This is a genomic window from uncultured Mobiluncus sp., from assembly GCF_947087965.1.
Classification (GTDB): Bacteria; Actinomycetota; Actinomycetes; order Actinomycetales; family Actinomycetaceae; genus Mobiluncus.
Window position 1 is genome coordinate 360700 of sequence record NZ_CAMUES010000002.1, and the last position, 21020, is coordinate 381719.

The following is a 21020-nucleotide window of genomic DNA, read 5'->3' on the forward strand; positions in this document are numbered from 1 at the left end:
GATAAACGCCGGGCTTTAGGCAGCCGCGGGAGCGTTTACATCTTTGGGCAGAGCGGCCTGCGCAGCTTTAACCAATTCGTTGAAAGCCGCAATGTCGCTAACTGCCAGTTCGGCCAGCATCCGCCGATCGACTTCAATGCCAGCCAAACGCAGACCCTGCATGAAGCGATTGTAGGTCATGCCCTGGGCGCGGCAGGCCGCATTGATACGGGTAATCCACAGCCGACGGAAGTCGCCCTTGCGCGCCTTGCGGTCGCGGTAGTTATACACAAAACTGTGGGTGACCTGTTCCTTAGCCTTACGGTACAGGCGAGAACGCTGGCCGCGGTAGCCCTCGGCCCGTTCCAGAGTGGTGCGGCGTTTCTTGTGAGCGTTTACTGCGCGCTTAACACGTGCCATGATTTATCTCCTTTTTCCTTTACTTACCCAACAGCTTCTTCATGCGTTTCACGTCAGCGGGAGCCACGACCTGGTCCTGGCTGAGGCGACGAGTACGCCGAGACGACTTGTGTTCCAGCAGGTGGCGCTTGTTAGTCTGTTCGCGCATCAACTTGCCGGAGCCAGTAACACGAATCCGCTTTTTAGTCCCAGAATGGGTTTTATTCTTTGGCATATTATTTCTCCTCTTTCTTAAGCGGGGCCTTCTTGGTGGCCGGTTTATCGGTTTTGCCCGCGGTTGTCTTGGGGGCAGCTTTCTTGGTGGTGCCAGTCGTTCTCCGGGCTGGAGCCTTGGCAGTGGTGGCAGCAGGTTTATCAGCCGCCGCAGTGGTTTTCGCCGCGGTTTTTGCAGCCGGTTTCGCGGTCGTTTTTCGAGCCGGAGCTTTCCGCGTGGCCGGTTTTTCGTCGGCTTCCGGGCTTTGGTCTGTATTAGCTGCAGGTTTCGCCGCTGGCGTCGAAGTTTCCGACGCGGTGGAGCTGGCGGGTTTCTTTCGCGCTGGCGATTTGGCAGCCGGCTTCGCGGCGGGAGACTCGGAAGCCTGGGAAGCCACGGCGGCCAGGTTGCCCGAGCCGAGCTGATCGAAAGTCAGCGGTTTCAAAACCGGAGCGTTCGCTTGTTGAGCCACCCGTTGCTGATTGCGCAAAGCCCGTTCCGCCTTGGCGTCACGCTTCGCCTGACGTTCGTCTTCGCGGCGCTTGCGTTGTTGGCTCACGGCGTCAGTCTTTTTCTTAACCGGGCCGATTACCATAGTCATGGAACGACCGTCCTGCCGGGGTGCGGACTCAACGACACCGTCATCTGCGATGTCTTCAGCCAAGCGTTCCAAAAGCTTGATGCCCATTTCGGGGCGGCTCTGTTCCCGTCCGCGGAACTTGATCATGATTTTGACTTTGTCTCCGCCATCGAGGAAACGCAGAATGTGGCCTTTTTTCACCTCGTAGTCGTGGTCGTCAATCTTCAGTCCCAGGCGGATTTCTTTCAGCTGCGTACTGGCCTGATTCCGGCGTTGATCGCGAGCCTTCTGCGCGGCTTCGTACTTGTATTTGCCGTAATCCATCAGTTTGCACACCGGAGGATGCGCTTCGGGGGCGACTTCCACCAGGTCCAGACCGGCGTCATCGGCCAAGGTGATAGCCTTCATGGTGGCCACCACTCCGATTTGTTCGCCGTTTGCACCAATCAGGCGCACTTCTGGCACCCGAATTTGGTCATTAATCCTTACGTCAGTAATGAGGACTCCTTGCTTGTAACCACGCCGCGAGCCGAAGCATACACAAAGTTACCCCACGTCTGTGGCATAAAAAGCACAGCCGAGCGCTTTAGACCGTAACCCAAGACGTGCGTCTCCAAAAGAAAACTGCACCGGGTGGAGGTGGGAAAAACTTTCCGCTTGCTTCGGCATACAGCCGAACAGACTAGATTCTAGCGCATCCGCGAGGTTTTCGCACATTTCGTCTGGCTGAAGCCTGTATAAAACCCAAGCAAAACTGTAACTATCGAAAAATTGCCTACAAGCGACAACGGATAGGACCGGCCTGGTGACTGCCGAGGTTGACATTGTCAGGTACAACCCAAGCTCACCCCTAAAAGCCCCAAAAATCCCGGAAATGCCACCTAAAATTACGGGTGAGGTAACGACCTATGGAAACGAGGCAGACCGATGATTCCTAACCTGAAAGCTCTGGCTGCAAGCCTGGCGGTGGCACTCCCGCAAACTAGCGCGAGACAAGGCGACGGACCTGGCGGCGGGGAGGCAAACCTGATACTTCCCGACTTGTCCCTCGCCAACATACACGGCATCCCCGGAACCAGCCTGCTGATTTTCGGCATGGTGGTGTGCATCGCCGGTCTAGTGTTTGGAACAGTGACGTTCTTTAAACTCCGCAGCCTGCCGGTGCATAAATCCATGTTGGACGTTGCCGAACTCATTTACTCCACTTGCAAAGCCTACTTGGTGAAACAAGGTAAGTTCCTGCTGTTGCTGTGGGCATTCATCACGGTCATTATCCTCGTCTATTACAAGGTGTTAGTGGGCTTTAGCTGGGGCAAAGTCGGAATTGTGGTGCTATTCAGCTTGCTGGGGATGGGCGGTTCGTTTGCCGTAGCCTGGTTCGGCATTCGTGTCAATACTTTCGCTAACGCCCGGGCAGCTTTTGCCTCGCTGCGTGGCAAGCCCTACCCCGTTCACCAGATTCCGCTGCAGGCCGGGATGTCCATCGGGACCGTGCTGATTTCCCTCGAACTATTCATGATGCTGGTTATTCTGGTGTTCCTACCCGCTGACGTGGCCGGTTCGTGTTTCATCGGTTTTGCTATCGGGGAGTCACTAGGGGCGTCCGCGCTGCGTATCGCGGGGGGTATCTTTACCAAGATTGCCGATATCGGTGCGGACCTCATGAAGATCGTGTTCAAAATTGACGAGGACGACCCGCGTAACCCCGGGGTCATCGCCGACTGCACCGGGGACAATGCTGGAGACTCGGTGGGGCCTTCCGCTGACGGCTTTGAAACCTACGGCGTCACCGGCGTGGCTCTGGTGACTTACGTCATTCTGGCAGTGCCAGACCCCTCCATTCAGGCGCTGCTGCTGGTGTGGATCTTTACGGTACGCGCGGCGATGATTATCGGTGCGGCACTGGCCTACGCCATCAACGCCTTGTGGGTCAAGGGACGTTACGGGGACGCGAAACGCATGAACTTTGAAACCCCGTTAACGACGCTGGTCTGGTTGACTTCGATTCTGTGCATCGTATTGATTTTCTTGGTGTCTTTCTTTGTGGTGGGTGAACAAAGCAACCACTTGTGGCTGAAACTGGCCACCATCGTGACCTGCGGTACTCTCGCGGGAGCCCTGATTCCCGAACTGGTGAAAGTATTTACCTCCACAAAAGCGCGTTTCGTGCGGGAAACCGTGAAATCCTCTCGTGAGGGTGGTGCTTCACTGAACATTTTGTCCGGCATGGTTTCCGGCAATATGTCCGGATACTGGCTGGGAATCACCATTGTGGGTCTGATGGGAATCGCTTTCCTGATTTCCCTGCTGATACCGGAATCCCTGATGGCAGCTCCGGCAGTATTCGCGTTTGGCCTGGTAGCTTTTGGTTTCTTGGGGATGGGTCCGGTAACCATCGCCGTTGATTCCTACGGTCCGGTAACCGACAACGCTCAATCAGTCTATGAACTGTCGCGTATCGAATCGGTAGAGAACATCGAAGCCGAGTTGATGGCTGACTTCACCATCAAACCCGCTTGGGACACCGCGAAACTCATGCTGGAGGACAACGACGGAGCAGGTAACACGTTTAAAGCCACGGCAAAGCCGGTTCTCATTGGTACCGCCGTGGTAGGCGCTACCACCATGATTTTCTCTATCATCATGACGCTCACAGATCGTCTGCAAGATGCACAAGCCGTGGGCAATCTTTCACTGCTTCACGCTCCGTTCCTGCTGGGGTTGATTACTGGCGGCGCCGTCATTTACTGGTTCTCCGGGGCCTCTATCCAGGCCGTAACGACCGGAGCGAACCGCGCCGTGGCCTTCATCAAAGACAATATCCACCTCGATTCCAGCAATGAACGCGCCAGTGAAAAGGACAGCCGCGCGGTCGTAGAGATCTGTACGCAGTACGCCCAGCAGGGGATGCTGCTCATCTTCCTGGCTGTGTTCTTTGCCACGCTGTCTTTCGCTTTTGTCGAGCCGTTCTTTTTCATCGGCTACTTGATCTCCATCGCTATTTTTGGTCTGTACCAAGCCATATTTATGGCTAACGCCGGCGGGGCTTGGGACAACGCAAAAAAGGTCGTGGAAGTCGATTTGCACATGAAAGGCACCGAACTGCACGATGCTACCATCGTCGGGGATACAGTCGGCGATCCGTTCAAGGACACGTCCTCGGTGGCTCTGAACCCGATTATCAAATTCACCACCCTGTTTGGCCTGCTAGCTGTGGAATTGGCGGTGAGCTTGACGAACCAGGGTCAGGCACGCTTGGTGCATATCCTGGCCGGGGTCTTTTTCGTGGCTTCAGCCTACTTCGTGTGGTGCAGTTTCTATCAGATGCGTATCCGCGGCGCCTCTCGTGACTCCATGCACGATCACGAACCTCCGGTCGACACGGCTTTGAACGGAATCCCCAGCGTGAAAGACCGGGTCACCCGGCCGGCAATGAAGATTATGCCGCGTCCCGGCGGTATCGACGCCCCCATTGACGCGGCCGCGCTAGACGAGATTCTCGACTCCTCACCAACGGATGACAGCCCGGACACCGACCTCTTGAGTCAAGTTCCCGACCTTGAACTAACGGAAGAATCATCGCAAAGCAATCCCCCGCAACCACCCGACCAGGCTGCGGAAAGGAAAGGGGAATAACCATGAAACTGGCAATCAAATGGGAAAATGCCCAAGTTGACGAAGCCGGGCGAGTGTCCGGACACTCTGCCGGAGACACCCTGGTGCGACGGATTTTGCGCAACTTCCCCGACTCCATCCTCATCGGCGGCTCCGCCCGCCGCGCTGAAAACTTCAGCGTGGCTCCGATTGAGATGCTCGACCCAACTGACACGGCCGTCATCAACATGGACGTCATCGACTCGCCGCGACTGTGGCAAAAAATGCACAACGCTGGGGCGGAAAAACCGCACATCATGAACTTTATGTGGTGGTCTCCACGCGAAATGACTACGGTAGAGGGCATTGCCTCGATGGCCCTGTCTTGCGCACTGTTCCCCACTTTTGCGAACTCGGAACGTACCGCCATGGAAGTCCGGGAGATGGCAGAAAAGTGGACCGTGAAACCGCTGCATGAACAGATGCAGCTGGGGTGGGTCAACCTGGGGTTCCGCCTGGCCCACGTCCGGCCGCGGGTTGAGACAGAGTTCCCCGTCGTGCTCTACCCCTCGATTTACCTTTCAGCAAAGAAGCGCCCGGATATTTTCTTGGACGTGGTCAACTGGGTACACCGCCAGATTCCGCTGCGGGTAGAGATGCGTTTGCACGAAACCCACCTGGTCAGCGAAGCCGCCATGAAGTTTTCCCATCGCGACTGGATTTGGGTGGGACCTTTGACCGCCACGCGTCAGTCCTATTGGGAGGCTCTGGCGCATACGACCGCTTTCCTGGCGACCACCGAGGAAGAATCCTACGGCATCGAGTACGTAGAAGCCTTGGGCGCGGGAGTCATCGGCGTCTTTCCTGACCTCGAATGGGCTCACGCCCTGGTGCCGCCAGACTACCCGTTCTTTTATAGGTCGGTGGAAGAAGCCAAGAACATGCTGTGGCAGGTCCTGGTTAAACCCGCGGAGGCTCGAAAGAAAATGGACGAGTCAGCCGGCGGTTCGATTCAGAAATGGATTGGCGAACACCACTCGGACGATGTCTTTGACGAAGCCCTGATTCAACACGTCGTGGACTGGCTGGGCGATATTCCCCACGCCTAGGGTCTTTCACAAGGGTGGTGGGGCGCTGGTAGCACTAGCGTCCCGCGTCAGGTTCACCAGCGTTCCCGCCGACCTTTCCGGTAACGCTGCGTCACCGAGTGCGAGTGTGGCTCGTACGGAGGCCGTCAGTGAATGGGGATGAGTTGCACGTAGGTGGCGCGTGGGGGGATTTCTGGCGACCGCAACAGGGATCTGTAAAAGCGTTTAACGGCAAGTTTCGCGGCTTCGAGGTCGCCTGAGGTGCGGACTGTGACGACCAGTCCCCCCGCCGGACCGGCTGCGATGGTCTCAATTTCGGCACCCGTATGGGCTGATAGCGAGCTGAGCAGTGTCGCGAGTTCGGCATCATGCCAAGCTGGAAGCCAATCGTCGCCGCTGACCAGGGCGTTCAAAGCGGGCGGTCCTAGTATGATGCTCGGCGCATAGGCGTGAATCCACTCCGGGTTTTTCGCTAAAGGCTTCGCTTCCGTGGCGCCACCCAACGCCACCGGAGCATCCAACCACAGAAATCCCTCAATAGCCAACGCCGCCAAAGCTATTCGCGCGGGGTTGACCAGCAGCGGCCGATGGTGTTTCGGATCCATCAACTCCGCGAAGCGTGCCGCGCTGGAATACACCGGCAGGGCAGCCCCGTAGGGGGCATAAACGGACGAAAATGATGGCGATTCGCAGCGCCCCGAAACTGCCACGGGAGCATTCACGATGAGTCGTTCCGTTTGCAGCGCTGAAAACAGCTCAACCTGCGCTGCCCCCACATCTTTGGCCGCGGCCAGCTCCAGGGCGCGCTGGGTTCCGGGCAGTAAATCACCGCAATCTGACGAATAGGGATTTTTTGCCAAATGTTTCATGAATGTTGCCGCGCTTTCAAACAGAGTCCCGCAGTTTTACTCCGCCAGACTCGCCAAGGCTTCGGCTACCGTGAATCGTTGCTCATAGATGGCTTTGCCGACAATGACACCCTCCAGGTTCAGGTGGACCCCCGCCAAGTCCCGCAGGGCGTGCAGGTCGCGCAGGGCAGACACACCCCCGCTTGCCACAACTTTTGCCGGACTGGATTGGCACACGTGAGCCAGCAGTTCCAGGTTCGGCCCAGTCAAGGTGCCGTCTTTCGACACATCCGTCACCACGTAGCGGGCACACCCCAAGGCGTCCAAATCCCGCACAATCTGGTCCAACAGTGGCCCTTCACTGACCCAGCCGCGTCCATAAACTCGCTCGCCGCGCACGTCCAAACCGATTGCGATACGCTGCCCAAATCGCTCAATGGCCGTGGCGCACCACTCGGGATTTTCGATTGCGGCGGTGCCCAGGTTTACCCGCGCCGCTCCGGCATCGAGCATGCGGCACAGCGAGTCGTCGTCACGTAATCCCCCGCTGACCTCAACTTGCAAACCGGGATAGGCCCTAACCAGGGATTCGACCAGGTCGGCGTTGGAGCCCCGCCCGAAAGCCGCATCCAGGTCGACCAGGTGCAACCACTTGGCGCCAGCCGCCAGGAAGTCCGCCGCAACCTCCCTCGGCTCTCCATAGGTTTTTTCCGTCCCGGCTTTCCCTTCGGTCAATCGGGTCGCTTTCCCGTTCACCAGGTCAATCGCCGGTAACAGCACCATCTGCGTCAATGAAAGTCCTTTCCGGGGTCGATTTACGACTCGCCAACTTTAGAGCATCTCTAGCCAGTTTGCGAACACGCGAGCCCCGGCTGGTCCGGACTTTTCCGGGTGAAATTGGGTGGCGCACAAGGCTCGGTTTTCCACGGCCGCCACAAAGTCGGCTCCGTAATGTGCCCAAGACACGAGCGGGGGGCGGAACAGCCGTCGTGATTCCTCATCCATTCCCAAGGCCTCAGCGGGGTCGCTGAGGCAAGCATAAGAGTGTACGAAATAGAATCTCTCTCCGTCGAGGCCCGCCAACAGCTGCGACTGGGCCGGGACATGCACCTTTGACCAGCCCATATGCGGTAAACGCGCCGCCGGCAGCGCCGTCACCATTCCGGGCCATTGATTCAGCCCGGCGGTGACTTCCCCGTTTTCGTCTCCGGAAGTAAACATGACCTGCAAGCCGACACAGATGCCCAGAACCGGGCGGCCTCCAGCGAGCCGGCGTTCAATCATCAACGGCGCCCGCGAGGCTTGCAGGGAACGCATTACCGCCGCGAAGGCTCCCACTCCGGGAACGACCAAACCGTCGGCCTGCGCGACTTCAGCCGCGTCAACCGAGAGAGACACCTGGGCTCCCGCCCGCTCCAGGGCGTGCGCGACGGAAAGCACATTGCCGTATCCGTGATCCAGAACGACAACTTTAGGGTCGGTCATGAGGCGTCCCCCCGCCCTTCTGAGTCCTCACCCCAGGTCGCGTCATCGGAGGAATCTGCCTGACCATGTTGACGCCGGCGTTCCTCGCGGGAATCTTTGATACCTTTACCCAGCATCCGCAACGCTTTCCAGCGGGGCATATCGACGGTATCAACCGCCCCGTCCACATCTGCCGGATTGACCCTCCCCAGCACCAGATCCTCGATGACCATTGGCATCTGCGCAATGACCAAGCCGGCCGGCAAATCCACCTCAAAAGCCTGATTGGCCCAGCGGCCCGCCAGGACTTGACCGGTCACTCCGGGTTCCTGTTCGGTGCCGGGAGCCAGCAAGGCAGAAAACACCACCACCGGCATTCGAATAATCTCAGTAAGCGTAGACGCCACCGTATCCAAGTCCGAGTCCAGCTCATTGAGGCTTTCAACCAGCAGTGCCATTCCCCACTGTTCTTCGGTCAACTCCAGGTTTTGTACCACCAGCGCCCCGGCGTCCGTCGGCACCACCACGGCCGAAATATCACTCAACGCACACAGCGCCCCCAAGGCTTCCGCCGAAGCCACCGGAGTTAAGAAACACGCGGTGGCTCGCCGGTTCACCAGCGGAGGCTCCGATTCTTCCGGTAAATCCAGCTTTTCGTCCGAGCCTAAAATCGGGGATTCCGGTTCAAAGTCAACATCTCCCAGTTTGGCGATGAGGTCGGCAAACTCGGCATCGTAGGCCTGCTGGTCGCCAGGTTTGTCCCCTCTGTCCTCAGGATTTCGGGCTTCTTGCGGTTCACTCATCACTAGCCTTTCCCGATGCTACAGAGTTCCTTTGGTGGAGGGGACGCCCACCACCCGCGGATCGTATTCCACCGCGGCCTTTAACGCCCGCGCGAGGGCCTTGAACTGGGCCTCCACGATGTGGTGCGGGTCCCGGCCCGCCAACAGGCGCAGATGTAGGCATATCCCGGCATTCAGCGCCAGGGATTCAAACACGTGATAGGTCAGCGAGCCGGTGAAGTGTCCGCCGATGAGGTGATACTGCTGGCCTTCCGGTTCCCCCTCGCAAACAACGTAGGGCCGTCCCGCCAAATCCACCACGGCGTGAGCCAAAGCCTCATCCAGAGGCACGCACGCGTCACCGAAACGGCGGATACCGGCCTTGTCCCCCAACGCTTCGCGCAGCGCCTGACCCAGAACTATGGCCGTATCCTCCACCGTGTGATGGACATCAATGTCGGTGTCTCCCGTGGCTTCAATATCCAAATCAATCAGGGAATGACGTGCCAAAGCGGTGAGCATGTGGTCATAGAACGGCACCGTGGTGTGTATGTTGGCTTGGCCCGTCCCATCCAGGTTCACCCGCACTTTTACTCGCGATTCCGACGTTTCCCGCGTGACCTGCGCCACCCGGGGCATCCGAGTTTCGTTCATTGCAATACCTCCTTCAGGGCGGAGAGAAACACCTCGGTTTCCTCCTCGGTGCCCACGCTGGCCCGCAACCAGCCATCGGGTCCGACTACGCGAATCAATACGCCGCGGTCAAGTAAATCTTGCCAGACTTTTTGGCGGTCGCCGAACTTTCCAAAGAAAACAAAGTTCGTATCCGATTCTGCCACGCTCAACCCCATTTCTCGCAGGGTTTGCACCATCCGGTCGCGAGTATGACGCATTTTGTCCACCTGGGCTTGCAACAAATCTGACTGGGACAGTGCCGCCAGAGCTGCCGCTTGGGTCAAAGCCGACAGGTGATAGGGCAAACGCACCAGCATGAGCTGGGAAATAATCTGGGGATGGGCCGCCAAGTACCCCAACCGCAAACCGGCCATTGCGAAAGCCTTGGACATAGTTCTGGACACCACCAAGTGCGGGTGCGCCGCCAACAGTTCCAGTGCGGAAGGTACCCCATCACGGCGAAACTCGCCGTAGGCTTCGTCAATGACCACCAGGGTCGCGCTCCCGTGCGGTCCGCTGGTACGAGTAAAACTCAGGATTTCAGCTACGTCCGCGGAACTCAGGTGGGTTCCCGTGGGATTGTTGGGGGAAGCCAGTACCAGCAGCGCCGGGTGAGCGCGGGCTACAGCTTGCTGTAACGCGGCCACGTCCACGGAAAAATCCTCCCGCCGCGGCACGTCCAGTAACTCGGTGAGGGTGTTGCGAGCGTATTCGGGATACATCGAGTACGTGGGCGAGGACGACAGCGCCGGATGTCCCGGCCCCCCAAAAGCACTGAACAAATGATGCATGACCTCGTTAGAGCCATTCGCGGCCCACAGCCATTCGGGAGCCACCCGCACCCCGGATTCTCGCTCTAGATAATCGCTCAAGGCAAGGCGTAGAGCCGGAAAATCCCGGTCAGGATAACGATTCAAGCTGCCCGCCGCCTCGCGCACCGCCGCGGTAATCGCTTCTATCACCGGAGCCGGCACGGGATAGGGGTTTTCGTTCACATTGATGGCCACCGGTACCTGCAGCTGAGGAGCCCCGTAGGGTTCGAGCCCCGCCAAGTCCTCGCGCAAGGGCAGTTGCATGGAGCCTTCCGGCGTGGCAACGGCGTCTGTTGCGCTCATTTACTTGCCTTCCCGACGTGCCAGCAGGGATGCTCCGTGGCCTTCCAGGTCCTCGGCATGACTGAATACCACCAGGCGGTCGGTCAGCGCGTCCGCGGCTTGTTGGGTGTATTCAATCTGTTGCACGGACTTCAGGAATGCCATCACGTTCAGGCCCGATGCGTGGGAGGCGGTGCCTCCGGTGGGCAAGACGTGGTTGGAGCCTGCCAGGTAGTCCCCCAGCGGCACCGGGGTGTAGTCGCCGACGAAGATTGCCCCCGCATTGTGAATTTTTGCTGCCACTTCGCGGGCATCAGCGGTTTGAATTTCGAGGTGTTCAGCTCCGTAAGCGTTAGCCACGGCAATGGATTGTTCGATATCCCGAGTGAGGATAGCACCCGATTGCGGCCCGGATAGGGCGGTGGCGATACGTTCGTGATGGTCACGTTGGGGAACCAGGCGCTCCAGTTCCGCTCTCACCTGGGTCACAAGTTCGGACGAGTCGGTAATCAGGACCGAGGCGGCGGCCGGGTCGTGTTCGGCTTGGCTGATTAAATCCGCAGCGACAAATTTCGGCGTGGCGCTGCTGTCCGCGATGATGGCAATCTCGGTCGTACCGGCCTCCGCGTCGATACCGCAGACGCTGGACACCACACGTTTCGCGGCCGCAACATAGATATTGCCCGGACCGGTAACGACGTCCACAGGCTCCACCAAAACCTGACCATCCTCGGCCGTCTCGCCCTTGGCACCGTAAGCAAACGCACCAATCGCTCCGGCCCCGCCCATGGCATAGACTTCGTTCACGCCCAATAAAGCGCAGGTCGCCAGCACGGTGGGGTGTACCGAGCCCCCGAAAGCCTGCTGCGCCGGAGAGGCCAAAGCAATCTGGCTCACCCCCGCCACCTGTGCCGCCACCACGTTCATGATGACCGAGCTGGGATAGACCGCGAGCCCGCCCGGAACGTACAGTCCCACGCGCCGCACCGGAATCCAGCGTTGCGTAACGGTGCCACCGGGAATAATTTCGGTAACGACCGGCCGAGGCAGCTGCGCCTCGTGACCTTTCCGGTTATTGGCAATGGACGTTTCAATCGCTTCGCGCAGCCCCGAATCCAGTTCCTGTAAAGCTCTCTCAATTTCAGCCGCCGGGACCCGCAACAGGCGGGGACGCACCCGGTCAAACTGCTCGGCTTGGTCACGCAGGGCCTTAGCACCTTCACGGCGCACCGCATCGATTAGGGGCACCACCGCCTCCACCGCCCGCTCGACATTGAGAGCCGCCCGGGGCAGCCGCTCGCGCAGCACCGCGGCATCTACGTTTTCTTTTGAAAAATCCAATACGTTGAACACAGTAACATCTTACAGCTATCCCTTAGTAGCACCTTGGGTTAGGCCAGCTACAATCCACTTGCTAGCGAAAGAGAACAATATCATGGTGGGAAAAATCGTCAACACAGCGGCTGCAGACATCGGCCCCCATTCAATGTTGAAACTTGAGATGAAACTGTTCAACGCAGTGGGAATCGTACGTTTAGAATCCGAGTTGATTAGGGTTACAGACAAGAACAGCTCATTCCAAATATTGACAAAGTTGAAGATGAAAGTGGCTGTAATCCCCGGCAACATAACCGGAACGATAATACGCCAAAGCGCAGAGAACCTGTTCAAACCATCAACCATGGCTGCCTCTTCGAGAGAGTCAGGGACGTTGTCGAAGAACCCTCGCAACATAATCGAGGAGAATGGTATGGTCATGGCGATGTAGATGAGGATGAGACCCGCACGGGTATCAACCAGACCCAGAGTGGTGAACATCTGGTATAGCGGACCAAGAGCGATGAACATCGGTATCATCTGCGTGATGAGAAAGGCGATGAGCACCGCCCCTTTCGATCGAAAAGTAAAACGTGACAGAGTATAACCGCTAAGGAGAGCAATCAACGTAGCCACAATCGAACCCAACAGGGCCACCGTCAATGAGTTGAACATATAGGTGCCGAACTGAGCCTTGGAGAAAAGATTCGTGTAGTTTTCTAACGAAAAAACGCGTGGCCAATAGCGGACGGGATATTCCGCGATTTGATTGGCTGGCTTGAAAGACGTGAGGAGAATCCAATACAGCGGGAACACCGTAATGATAAGCCACAGGCTCAAGCCGCAGAATTTGATTATCTTAAGATACATCGGTGTCTTATTTAGCATCATTACTCCTCGTCAAGAGCAACAGATACACTCCGGTAAACACTGTGAGAACGCCGACCACGATGAAGCCCAATGCGGAGGCCAAGCCATAACTGCCCTGCTGGGTGAACTGAATCATCCAAGTCGTTGCGATGTGTGTCTGGTTGCCGGGCCCTCCCCCGGTCATCGCGTAGATGATATCCGGGAAGTTAAAAATCCAGATTATGCGCAGCAAAACTGTAAGTACCAAAGTCGAACGAATCGAAGGAATCATGATACTGAACAGAGTGCGCGTACGGCTCGCGCCATCAATCGCCGCTGCTTCCAACATATCTTGAGGCACAGATTGCAAGGCTGCCAAAATCATAATTGCGAAGAAAGCCACTCCGTACCAGATGTTCGCGATAATCACGGCAACGAAAGCTAACTCCGGTTTCGCTAACCATGGGACAGGAGAATCCACGATGCCGACCCGCATTAACAAGTCATTGAACACACCGAACTCACTATTGAACATCCACCTGAAGAGGATGCCAATCAAGAACCCTGACACTGCCCAGGGGTAAAAAATAACAGCTTGATACAAACCTCTGAACCTGAAGCGATTGCGCAAGGCTAAAGCTATTAAGAACCCGATTACGAACTGGGGAATGAGAGATGCTGCTACCCAGATGAGCGAGTTCACCATGGTGTGCAGAAATAGAGGATTCGAGATGAGTTCATGGAAGTTACCGAGACCAACAAACGGGGTGTCATTGAGATCCCACAAGTTCCATTTTCGGAAAGCCATCTGGGCGCCACGTAGCATCGGATAGTAGGTGAAAATGGCTACAAAGATGAAGGCGGGCGCCAGAAATGCCATTATCGTCAGGGCAGACCTGCTCGAGAATGGGCGACGGCTGTGGGCGCGCCCGCTTTCGTCAGACGCACCCACAGCTTTCTTCCCTGAAAACATCGTAGCTAACCTTGCCACTTTTCTGTCCAGAACTTATCCCACCCGGAGAGCATCTGGGCGGTAGTCATCTGGTTCAAGAGGACCTTCTGCAAGTCTGCTTCTGAACGCTGCATCCATTCGGTCCACCAGGCAACCCCGCGAGGTTCCTCAACGGATATCCAGGTATCTGGGTTGGACGTCATTTCTACGTAAGCAGCCCAGGGACCAGTCTTGAAGAATTCGTCTTCCCCAGCAGCCTGCAGAATCGGCACCAGAGAGTTTTCCTTCGCGAAAGTGGTGGAAGGATCGCCAGCCAGCCATTTCACTAGCTCTACTGCCTCAGCCTTATGCTTAGAGAACTGCGTCACACCCCAGCCCGCCGTAGCCATTGGCCATGCGGCCTTCCCCGTCGGCCCTACCGGGTTGGGAGCAACACCCCACTGATCCTCAGTCAGGGACGACTCTTTCACCGTAGCGATTACCTCAGGATCTTGGAGCAGGAAGGCGGTAGAGCCATTGGTGAAGCCCTGCACCATTTCTGCGTAGCCCCAGGAAACAGAGGACTCCGGGGAACCTGTTTTGTATAGCTCCACATATTTATCTAAGGCAGTTTGAGACTCGGGGGTCGTGAAAATCGTCTTGCCACTCTTAACCTTGTAGGCATTGGCTACGTCAAGGTTGTCTGCGTTGTAGGCTTCGAGAATACTCATCAACTGCCCTGCAGAGTTGGGGCCTCCACGGAAGGCGTAACCGTAGCGGTTTTGCGCGGGATTCTGAATCTTAGCTGCCTGTTCCACCAAGTCTTCCCACGACTTAGGTGCTCCTTCAAAACCAGCCTGTTTCACCAGGTCAGTCCGATAGAACAAGCTCAGGCCGTAGAAACCATAGGGGATAAAGTAGGACTTCCCATCAGCATTGATGGTGAATTTTTGAGCCTGATTGGTGAGCTTATCGAGGCCATCCCAAGTTTTGAGATCCGGGGCCATGTCGTAGAGCCACCCGTTATTGCTGAAAGGCCCCACAGTCAGGTCACGAACTTCCAGGACATCAACCCCGGAACCGGATTGAAGCATTTGCTGTATTTTTTGATCTGCTTGCTCTGTTGGCGGAGAAATCAACTCTACCTTGATATTCGGATGTTCTTTCTCGAAATCCTGAAGCAGACCTCGAATCAACTCGGTACGAGCAGGGTTAGTCAAGGACTCCACCATTTGGAGCTTTACAGCTCCTTGTGAGTCATCTCCATTACTTGAGCTGCAACCAGTTAGCCCAAGTGTCAGGGCAAATGAGGCTGCAATTAACACGGCGATGTGTTTGCGCATTATTCCTCCTAATCTTTGTTGTTCATACTATTGGGTTCAGTTGAAACCTGACTCGCCCACTGGTGCAGCAGTGGAAGACCTTCGCTGGCGAGATACTCAAAATCTGTCAATGAGTTGTATATGTGGGTTGAAAAGCGAAGAAAACCTTGGCCGTGAAAACTTGTGAAGGATAGCGCTATTCCCGTGGCTTCGATGAGGGGAATACGCAACGCATCACTTTGTTCCCGCGTACGTCCCAAACCAAGAGGCAAACGCGCCAAACGTAACGGGCCGACTTTCTGCCCAACATCGGGGAAAGGATCGTCCATCCACTGACGCAGCGTTACGTCAAGAATCTTCTCTCCCTCGTCGGCCAAACGACTAGACCACTGCCTAACCTTGTCCCAACCAACCATCTTATCGATGAGACTCCAAGCAAAAGGTGCTGTGAGCCACGCCGTGGTGTCCATTGTTCCGGTGTGGTCAAAACGTTTGGGGAACTCGAGTTCTGCGCCCCAGGAATCTATTAGAGGGAATAACTCCTGATCAGCATCGCGCGAATAGAGCAAAGCTGCACCGCGTGGCGCACAGGCAAACTTGTGCAGGTTACCAACCCAGTAATCTGCGTCAAAGCAGATGGGATTTTCCAAAACGCCAGGGGAATGCGCCCCGTCCACTAGGGTAGTAAACCCTAATTCCCTGGCTTTTTTACAAATCTCGTTCGTCGGGAAACGCCGAGCAGTGGCTGACGTAACCTGATCGATGACAAGCAAGCCGGGTGGGATGCTTTGCATCTTCTCTGTCAGAATATCCACAACTTCCATCGCTGTAGCATTCAAAGGAACAGAAGCCACATTGAAAGTTCCACCAGTACGCTGAGATAAACGCCTAGCTCCCATTGAAACCGCACCGTAACCGTGATCTGTTACCAGGGTATGGACAGGACTCCTTGCCATAAACCTTTGGAAAACAACCGATGCGCCTGCCGAAACATTGAAAACAAAAGCCAGGTGTGACGGGTCCACACCCAAAAGCCTCGCCATTTCCTCGCGCGCCCTGCCTACCCGTTCGTGAGCTGCCGAGAACCAACTCACGGGGTTTTGCTCCATTAAAGTACGCAGCCGGTTTTGTTCAACTTGTACCTCCACCGGTACTGCGCCGAAAGAGCCGTGATTGAGATGCTTGCATCTTGGATCGAGAGACCAACTGGGGCCTGAGTTATACGAGTAAGCAGCAGAGAACTTCATCGTTCCAACCTCCTTGTCTGGCAATTCTAGCACCTGAAGCAGTAAAAGGTATTAATTTGTGCAATTTTTGTTTAATTGTCTGACAATTTATATTTTCGGAGGACTGGAACTATTTCCTTGTAAGGTAGAACTATGCAAGATGCAGTAGAACAAGCCCGCTTGGGGCTATGCAGAATGATTGCCACAGGGGAGCTGAAACCGGGACAGGTGCTCCCCTCTGAAATTGAGCTATGCGAACGATTTAATGTTTCGCGCAGCTCACTTCGCGAAGCTCAAAAAATGCTGCATGTGGCTGGAGCACTGGATTTACGAAGGAACTCCAGTGCGCGTGTATCTCAGCTCACACCGAAAAACGTGGTGGATGCACTTACCGCTATCGTACCGCTGCTACCTCTTGATTCTTTTATCGAATTATTCAACCTGAGGGAAATACTGGAAGGTTACTGCGCTGCTCAAGCAGCAGCAAGACTCTCGGATTCTCAAATTGAGAAGCTAGAGCAAATTGCGATGGATTTGAGGAAATGCACCCCAGGACACGATGCGCAAATCCTAGATACCGAGTTCCACAAGCTCATAACCAGCGCTGCGAATGACCAAGCCATCATTTCCCTACTCAAAGTGCTGCGTCAACGCGGTAGGGATTACCACATTTATGAAGAACCTGAAAGACTCGAATTGAAAAAAGTTAGCGATAACGCCCACCTAGAGATTGTCCAAGCGATAAAAAACCGTGACCCCGAACGAGCCTCATTCTTGGCACGAGCCCATGTCCACACCACTAAAACCTGGCTAGAGACTTACCGTCCTAACCCAGACCTTTTTTCAAACAACCTTGAAGATGTCTAGACACTACAAGCTTCACAAAGAGGCCATTCTACAGAGAACATGGTTACGGATTTAAAGGCTGGATGCGTCGAAAAGAGTCGTATCCGACAGCGTCTGCTCCGCACGAGACTCAACCGGGGAAATCTCAGCCAGTTCAGCGGCTGCACTGGATTCTAAGGGGTTTGTTCCCGGGGCGATAATCGAGTCATATCCCAGCATAGCGCGCAGCTCGCCTAAGAAATCCGGGCCCGCGTTCACCAGGCGTTCGGGACCCAAGTCCAGAACCTGCAGCTCCCCTTGCTCCAAAATATACAGACGCACGGGAGCCTGACCGGGGAAACGTTCCAGCAAGGACCCAAAAGCGCGCATATTTTCTGTCGTGCAGCGCTCAGCGGGTAGCAATAGATCCACTTCGTCCAAGTGATCCAGACGCAACGATAAGTTCGGTACGCTCAGGTCGCTGGCGTAAATCGAAACGGATTCATCCTCGCGGCGCAGCCGTCCACCGACCACCACGATATTGTCTTGAACCAGGTCAGCGGCAATGTTTTCGTAGGTTTTCGCAAAGAACAACACTTCCACAGAGCCGGTCATGTCCTCGATTTTTGCAATCGCCCACTGCTGGCCGGAACGTTTGGAAATTTTTACGTTCACCGCTGTCACCAGACCGGCAATTTTGACCGGGGAATCATTGCTCTTGCCTTCGTCCGAGGTCAAATCCACGATATGATCCTCAGCCAGGCCTTCCAACACCCGTTTCATCCCCGAGAGCGGGTGGTCCGAAACATACATTCCCAACATCTCACGTTCAAACGCGAGCAGTTCGTTCTTGGGCCACTCCGGGAGATCGGGAATATCGATGCTGGCTGAACCCAGCAAATCATCCTCCGCCTCGGCCCCATCCATCTCTAAGGCGGCAAACAGGTCGAACTGTCCGTTAGACTCTTGACGTTTCGTGGACACCACCGCTTCCACTGCCTGTTCATGAATCGCGGTAAGCGCGCGGCGCGAAGCACCGAAAGCGTCAAATGCCCCGGCCTTAATGAGTGAACCTATGGTGCGTTTGTTACAGACTTCCGCCGGAACTTTTTTCAGGAAGTCGGAAAAGGACGTATAGGCGCCTTTTTCCTGCCGCGCCTTGATGATTTCCGCAACCACGTTTTCTCCGACGTTGCGAATCGAGGCCAGTCCGAAACGAATGTCGTTTCCGTCAGGTGCAAAAGCTCCGTAGGACTGGTTCACGTCAGGAGGCAAGACCCGAATCCCCATGCGACGTACCTCGTTCAAATACATCCCCAGCTTGTCTTTATCCGTCTGGGTAGTCAGCACGGCCGCCATATATTCGGTCGGGAAGTTTGCCTTGAGATAGGCAGTCCAGTACGCAATCAGCCCGTAAGCGGCCGAGTGGGATTTGTTGAACGCATAGTCGGCGAAAGGCACCAGGATACCCCACAGGGTTTTACAGCAATCCTCGGAGTAGCCGTTAGCAATCATCCCATCGTGGAACTTCACGTACTGTTCAGCCAGAACGTCTTTCTTCTTTTTCCCCATGGCTTTACGCAAAATATCGGCCTGCCCCAGCGTGAACCCGGCGACCTTTTGGGCGATAGCCATGACCTGTTCCTGATAGATAATCAGGCCGTACGTGTAGCCGAGGATATCTTTCAGCGGTTCTTCCAGCTCACGATGAATCGGCTCAATCTTTTGCAGCCCGTTTTTCCGAAATGCGTAGTTCGTGTGGGAATTTGCCCCCATCGGTCCGGGTCGATACAGTGCGACCAGAGCGGAAATATCGTCGAACTCGGTAGGCCGCAACTGCTTCAGCAGGGTGCGCATGCCCCCGCCATCGAGCTGGAACACTCCCAAAGTCTCGCCCGTGGACAGCATCTCATAAGTCGCTTTGTCATCAACTTCCAAACGCTCAAGGTCGGGTGGGGTTTTCCCGTTAATCTTAATGTTGTCCAGGGCATCGGAAATAATGGTGAGGTTCTTTAGCCCCAGGAAGTCCATCTTTAGCAGACCCAGGTGCTCACAAGTCGGGTAGTCGAACTGGGTAATCATGGCTCCGTCTTGCGGGCGTTTCATCATCGGAATGACGTCGGTCAAGGTTTCCCGCGACATGATAACTGCACACGCGTGTACCCCCCACTGGCGCACCATGCCCTCAACGCCGGCTGCCAGGTCAAAAATTTGGCGGTTAAAGGGATCTTCAGCCACGACTTTGCGGAATTCTTCTGCCTCTTTGTAGCGAGGATGCTGCGAATCGTACATGCCGGACAACGGGATGTCTTTACCCATGACCGCCGGCGGCATTGCCTTGGTGAGCTTTTCACCTTTTGAGAAATCCGCGCCCGAAATGCGTGCCGCATCCTTAAGGGCTTGTTTTGATTTAATCGTGCCGTAGGTCACGACCTGGGACACTTTGTCCTTGCCGTATTTGCGGGTCACGTAGTCAATCACATCTTGACGGCGACGATCGTCGAAGTCCACGTCGATATCCGGCATGGACACCCGTTCCGGATTAAGGAACCGTTCAAACAATAGCCCGTGCTTGATGGGGTCCAAATCTGTGATGCGCATGGCGTAGGCGACCATGGAGCCTGCGCCGGAACCGCGCCCCGGTCCGACCCGAATTCCATTGTCCTTCGCCCATTGGATGTAGTCCGAAACAATCAGGAAGTAGGATGGAAATCCCATTTGGATAATAATCTCAACCTCGTAGTCGGCGCGTTTGCGGACTTCCTCGGAGATACCGTTCGGGAACCGATACTGTAGACCGCGTTCGACTTCCTTAATGAACCAGGATACTTCGTCCTCGCCGGCTGGCACCGGGAAAACCGGCATGAAAGTGCCTTCCTTCACGTCTGGGAATTCAACGTTGCACTGCTCGGCAATCAACAGGGTATTGTCCAGAGCCTCTGGGATTTCCGCAAACAGTTCGTGCATTTCTTCGCTGGGTCGCAGATAGTAATCCGTACCGTCAAAGCGGAATCGATCCGGGTTGGACAGCCGATCCCCGGAGTTGATGCACAGCATCGCGTCTTGAATTTCCCGGTCTTCCTTATAGACGTAGTGAGAGTCGTTGGTAGCGATGACAGGTGCGTTGATTTCCCGAGCTAAGCGCAGCAAGTCTTTGCGTACGCGGTTCTCGATGGATAGACCGTGATCCATCAGCTCCACGTAAAAATTTTCTTTGCCAAAGATGTCCTGCAGTTCCCCGGCAGCCCGCCGAGCCTCCTGGTACTGCCCCAACCGCAACCGGGTCTGGACCTCCCCGGAGGGACAGCCTGCTGTGCCAATGAGCCCCTCGTGGTAGCGCTCCAACAGTTCCCGGTCAGCCCGCGGCCATTTACCCATCTGTCCGTCCAGGGAGGCATAAGAACCCAGCCGAAACAGGTTATGCATTCCCTCGGTAGTTTGGGACAACAGCGTCATATGCGTATAGGCGCCCCGAGCGGACACGTCGTCACCGGCCTTTTGCTGTTCCAAAGTCCCCCACTGCACTTTAGTGGTGTCGAAACGCGAAGTTCCCGGAGTGACATAGGCTTCCAAGCCGATAATGGGTTTAATCCCGGCATCATGACATTCTTTATAAAACTCAAAAGCCCCGAACAGGTAGCCATGATCGGTAATCGCCACGGCTTTTTGCTGGTTTTCTACCGCTTTGGCGACCAGCCGCTTAATCTTTGCCGCCCCGTCCAAAATCGAGTAGTCAGTGTGGACATGAAGATGGACGAAATCGGATTTGGGCATGGGTTAATCCTAGTCGATTTTTGCCTGGTGAAGCTCCGCAGTCCTAGTCTCCCAGGTGG

18 protein-coding genes are annotated in these 21020 nt (G+C 55.8%); 3 read left to right on the forward strand and 15 right to left on the reverse strand.

Features of this window, described 5'->3' with window-relative positions; translation table 11 throughout:
- Positions 1-15: 15 nt before the first annotated feature.
- Genes rplT through infC form a run of 3 tightly spaced genes read right to left on the reverse strand, consistent with a single transcriptional unit; the run spans position 16 to position 1670 of the window.
- Positions 16-399 carry a 50S ribosomal protein L20 gene (gene rplT / locus Q0V70_RS03605; protein ID WP_282921720.1) on the reverse strand — a complete coding sequence of 128 codons (384 nt, stop codon included), beginning with the start codon at positions 397-399 and terminating at the stop codon, positions 16-18.
- A gap of 19 nt (positions 400-418) precedes the next feature.
- Positions 419-613 carry a 50S ribosomal protein L35 gene (rpmI, locus tag Q0V70_RS03610; RefSeq protein ID WP_004006656.1) on the reverse strand — a complete coding sequence of 65 codons (195 nt, stop codon included), beginning with the start codon at positions 611-613 and terminating at the stop codon, positions 419-421.
- A gap of 1 nt (position 614) precedes the next feature.
- Complete coding sequence (infC, locus tag Q0V70_RS03615) at positions 615-1670, reverse strand: translation initiation factor IF-3 (protein WP_297588625.1); 1056 nt, start codon at positions 1668-1670, stop codon at positions 615-617.
- Between the two features lie 429 nt (positions 1671-2099).
- Between infC and Q0V70_RS03620 the strand changes: the two genes are divergently transcribed.
- Together Q0V70_RS03620 and Q0V70_RS03625 are read left to right on the forward strand one after the other, a co-directional pair.
- Positions 2100-4808 carry a sodium-translocating pyrophosphatase gene (locus tag Q0V70_RS03620; protein WP_297588449.1) on the forward strand — a complete coding sequence of 903 codons (2709 nt, stop codon included), beginning with the start codon at positions 2100-2102 and terminating at the stop codon, positions 4806-4808.
- Between the two features lie 2 nt (positions 4809-4810).
- The gene (locus tag Q0V70_RS03625) at positions 4811-5875 is read left to right on the forward strand and encodes a glycosyltransferase family 1 protein (RefSeq protein ID WP_297588452.1); all 1065 of its coding nucleotides are present in this window, start codon (positions 4811-4813) and stop codon (positions 5873-5875) included.
- Between the two features lie 125 nt (positions 5876-6000).
- Here the strand turns inward: Q0V70_RS03625 and Q0V70_RS03630 are convergent, their stop codons facing one another.
- The 11 genes from Q0V70_RS03630 to Q0V70_RS03680 all read right to left on the reverse strand — a co-directional run bounded on the left by Q0V70_RS03630 (position 6001) and on the right by Q0V70_RS03680 (position 16383).
- Entirely contained in the window at positions 6001-6723 is a 723-nt protein-coding gene (locus Q0V70_RS03630) for a glycerophosphodiester phosphodiesterase (protein WP_297588455.1), read from the reverse strand.
- A gap of 36 nt (positions 6724-6759) precedes the next feature.
- On the reverse strand, positions 6760-7494 hold the full coding sequence (gene priA / locus Q0V70_RS03635; protein WP_297588457.1) for a bifunctional 1-(5-phosphoribosyl)-5-((5-phosphoribosylamino)methylideneamino)imidazole-4-carboxamide isomerase/phosphoribosylanthranilate isomerase PriA: 735 nt from the start codon (positions 7492-7494) through the stop codon (positions 6760-6762).
- 39 nt (positions 7495-7533) lie between these two features.
- A complete protein-coding gene (hisH, locus tag Q0V70_RS03640) occupies positions 7534-8187 on the reverse strand; it encodes an imidazole glycerol phosphate synthase subunit HisH (RefSeq protein ID WP_297588459.1) in 654 nt (217 codons plus the stop codon).
- Complete coding sequence (locus Q0V70_RS03645; protein ID WP_297588462.1) at positions 8184-8969, reverse strand: hypothetical protein; 786 nt, start codon at positions 8967-8969, stop codon at positions 8184-8186. Before Q0V70_RS03645 ends, hisH begins: the two co-directional genes overlap by 4 nt.
- Positions 8970-8987: 18 nt before the next feature.
- Complete coding sequence (gene hisB, locus Q0V70_RS03650; protein WP_297588464.1) at positions 8988-9602, reverse strand: imidazoleglycerol-phosphate dehydratase HisB; 615 nt, start codon at positions 9600-9602, stop codon at positions 8988-8990.
- Positions 9599-10738: a histidinol-phosphate transaminase gene (locus tag Q0V70_RS03655; protein WP_297588468.1), complete on the reverse strand. Its 1140-nt coding sequence runs from the start codon at positions 10736-10738 to the stop codon at positions 9599-9601. Before Q0V70_RS03655 ends, hisB begins: the two co-directional genes overlap by 4 nt.
- The gene (hisD, locus tag Q0V70_RS03660; protein ID WP_297588471.1) at positions 10739-12070 is read right to left on the reverse strand and encodes a histidinol dehydrogenase; all 1332 of its coding nucleotides are present in this window, start codon (positions 12068-12070) and stop codon (positions 10739-10741) included.
- A gap of 15 nt (positions 12071-12085) precedes the next feature.
- Positions 12086-12925 (reverse strand): carbohydrate ABC transporter permease, encoded by an 840-nt coding sequence (locus Q0V70_RS03665; RefSeq protein ID WP_297588473.1) that lies wholly within the window; start codon positions 12923-12925, stop codon positions 12086-12088.
- Positions 12912-13763, reverse strand: a complete 852-nt coding sequence (locus Q0V70_RS03670; protein WP_297588476.1) for a carbohydrate ABC transporter permease — start codon at positions 13761-13763, stop codon at positions 12912-12914. The genes Q0V70_RS03665 and Q0V70_RS03670 overlap by 14 nt, the downstream gene beginning before the upstream one ends.
- Before the next feature lie 98 nt (positions 13764-13861).
- Complete coding sequence (locus Q0V70_RS03675) at positions 13862-15157, reverse strand: sugar ABC transporter substrate-binding protein (RefSeq protein WP_297588479.1); 1296 nt, start codon at positions 15155-15157, stop codon at positions 13862-13864.
- A gap of 8 nt (positions 15158-15165) precedes the next feature.
- Positions 15166-16383 carry an aminotransferase class V-fold PLP-dependent enzyme gene (locus Q0V70_RS03680; protein WP_297588481.1) on the reverse strand — a complete coding sequence of 406 codons (1218 nt, stop codon included), beginning with the start codon at positions 16381-16383 and terminating at the stop codon, positions 15166-15168.
- A gap of 132 nt (positions 16384-16515) precedes the next feature.
- Here Q0V70_RS03680 and Q0V70_RS03685 point away from each other — a divergent pair, with 132 nt between their 5' ends.
- Entirely contained in the window at positions 16516-17229 is a 714-nt protein-coding gene (locus tag Q0V70_RS03685; RefSeq protein WP_297588483.1) for a FadR/GntR family transcriptional regulator, read from the forward strand.
- A 51-nt stretch (positions 17230-17280) separates the two neighbouring features.
- Here Q0V70_RS03685 and dnaE read toward each other — a convergent pair whose 3' ends face one another.
- Positions 17281-20961, reverse strand: coding sequence for a DNA polymerase III subunit alpha (dnaE, locus tag Q0V70_RS03690; RefSeq protein WP_297588485.1), 3681 nt, complete (start codon positions 20959-20961; stop codon positions 17281-17283).
- Positions 20962-21020 lie beyond the last annotated feature (59 nt).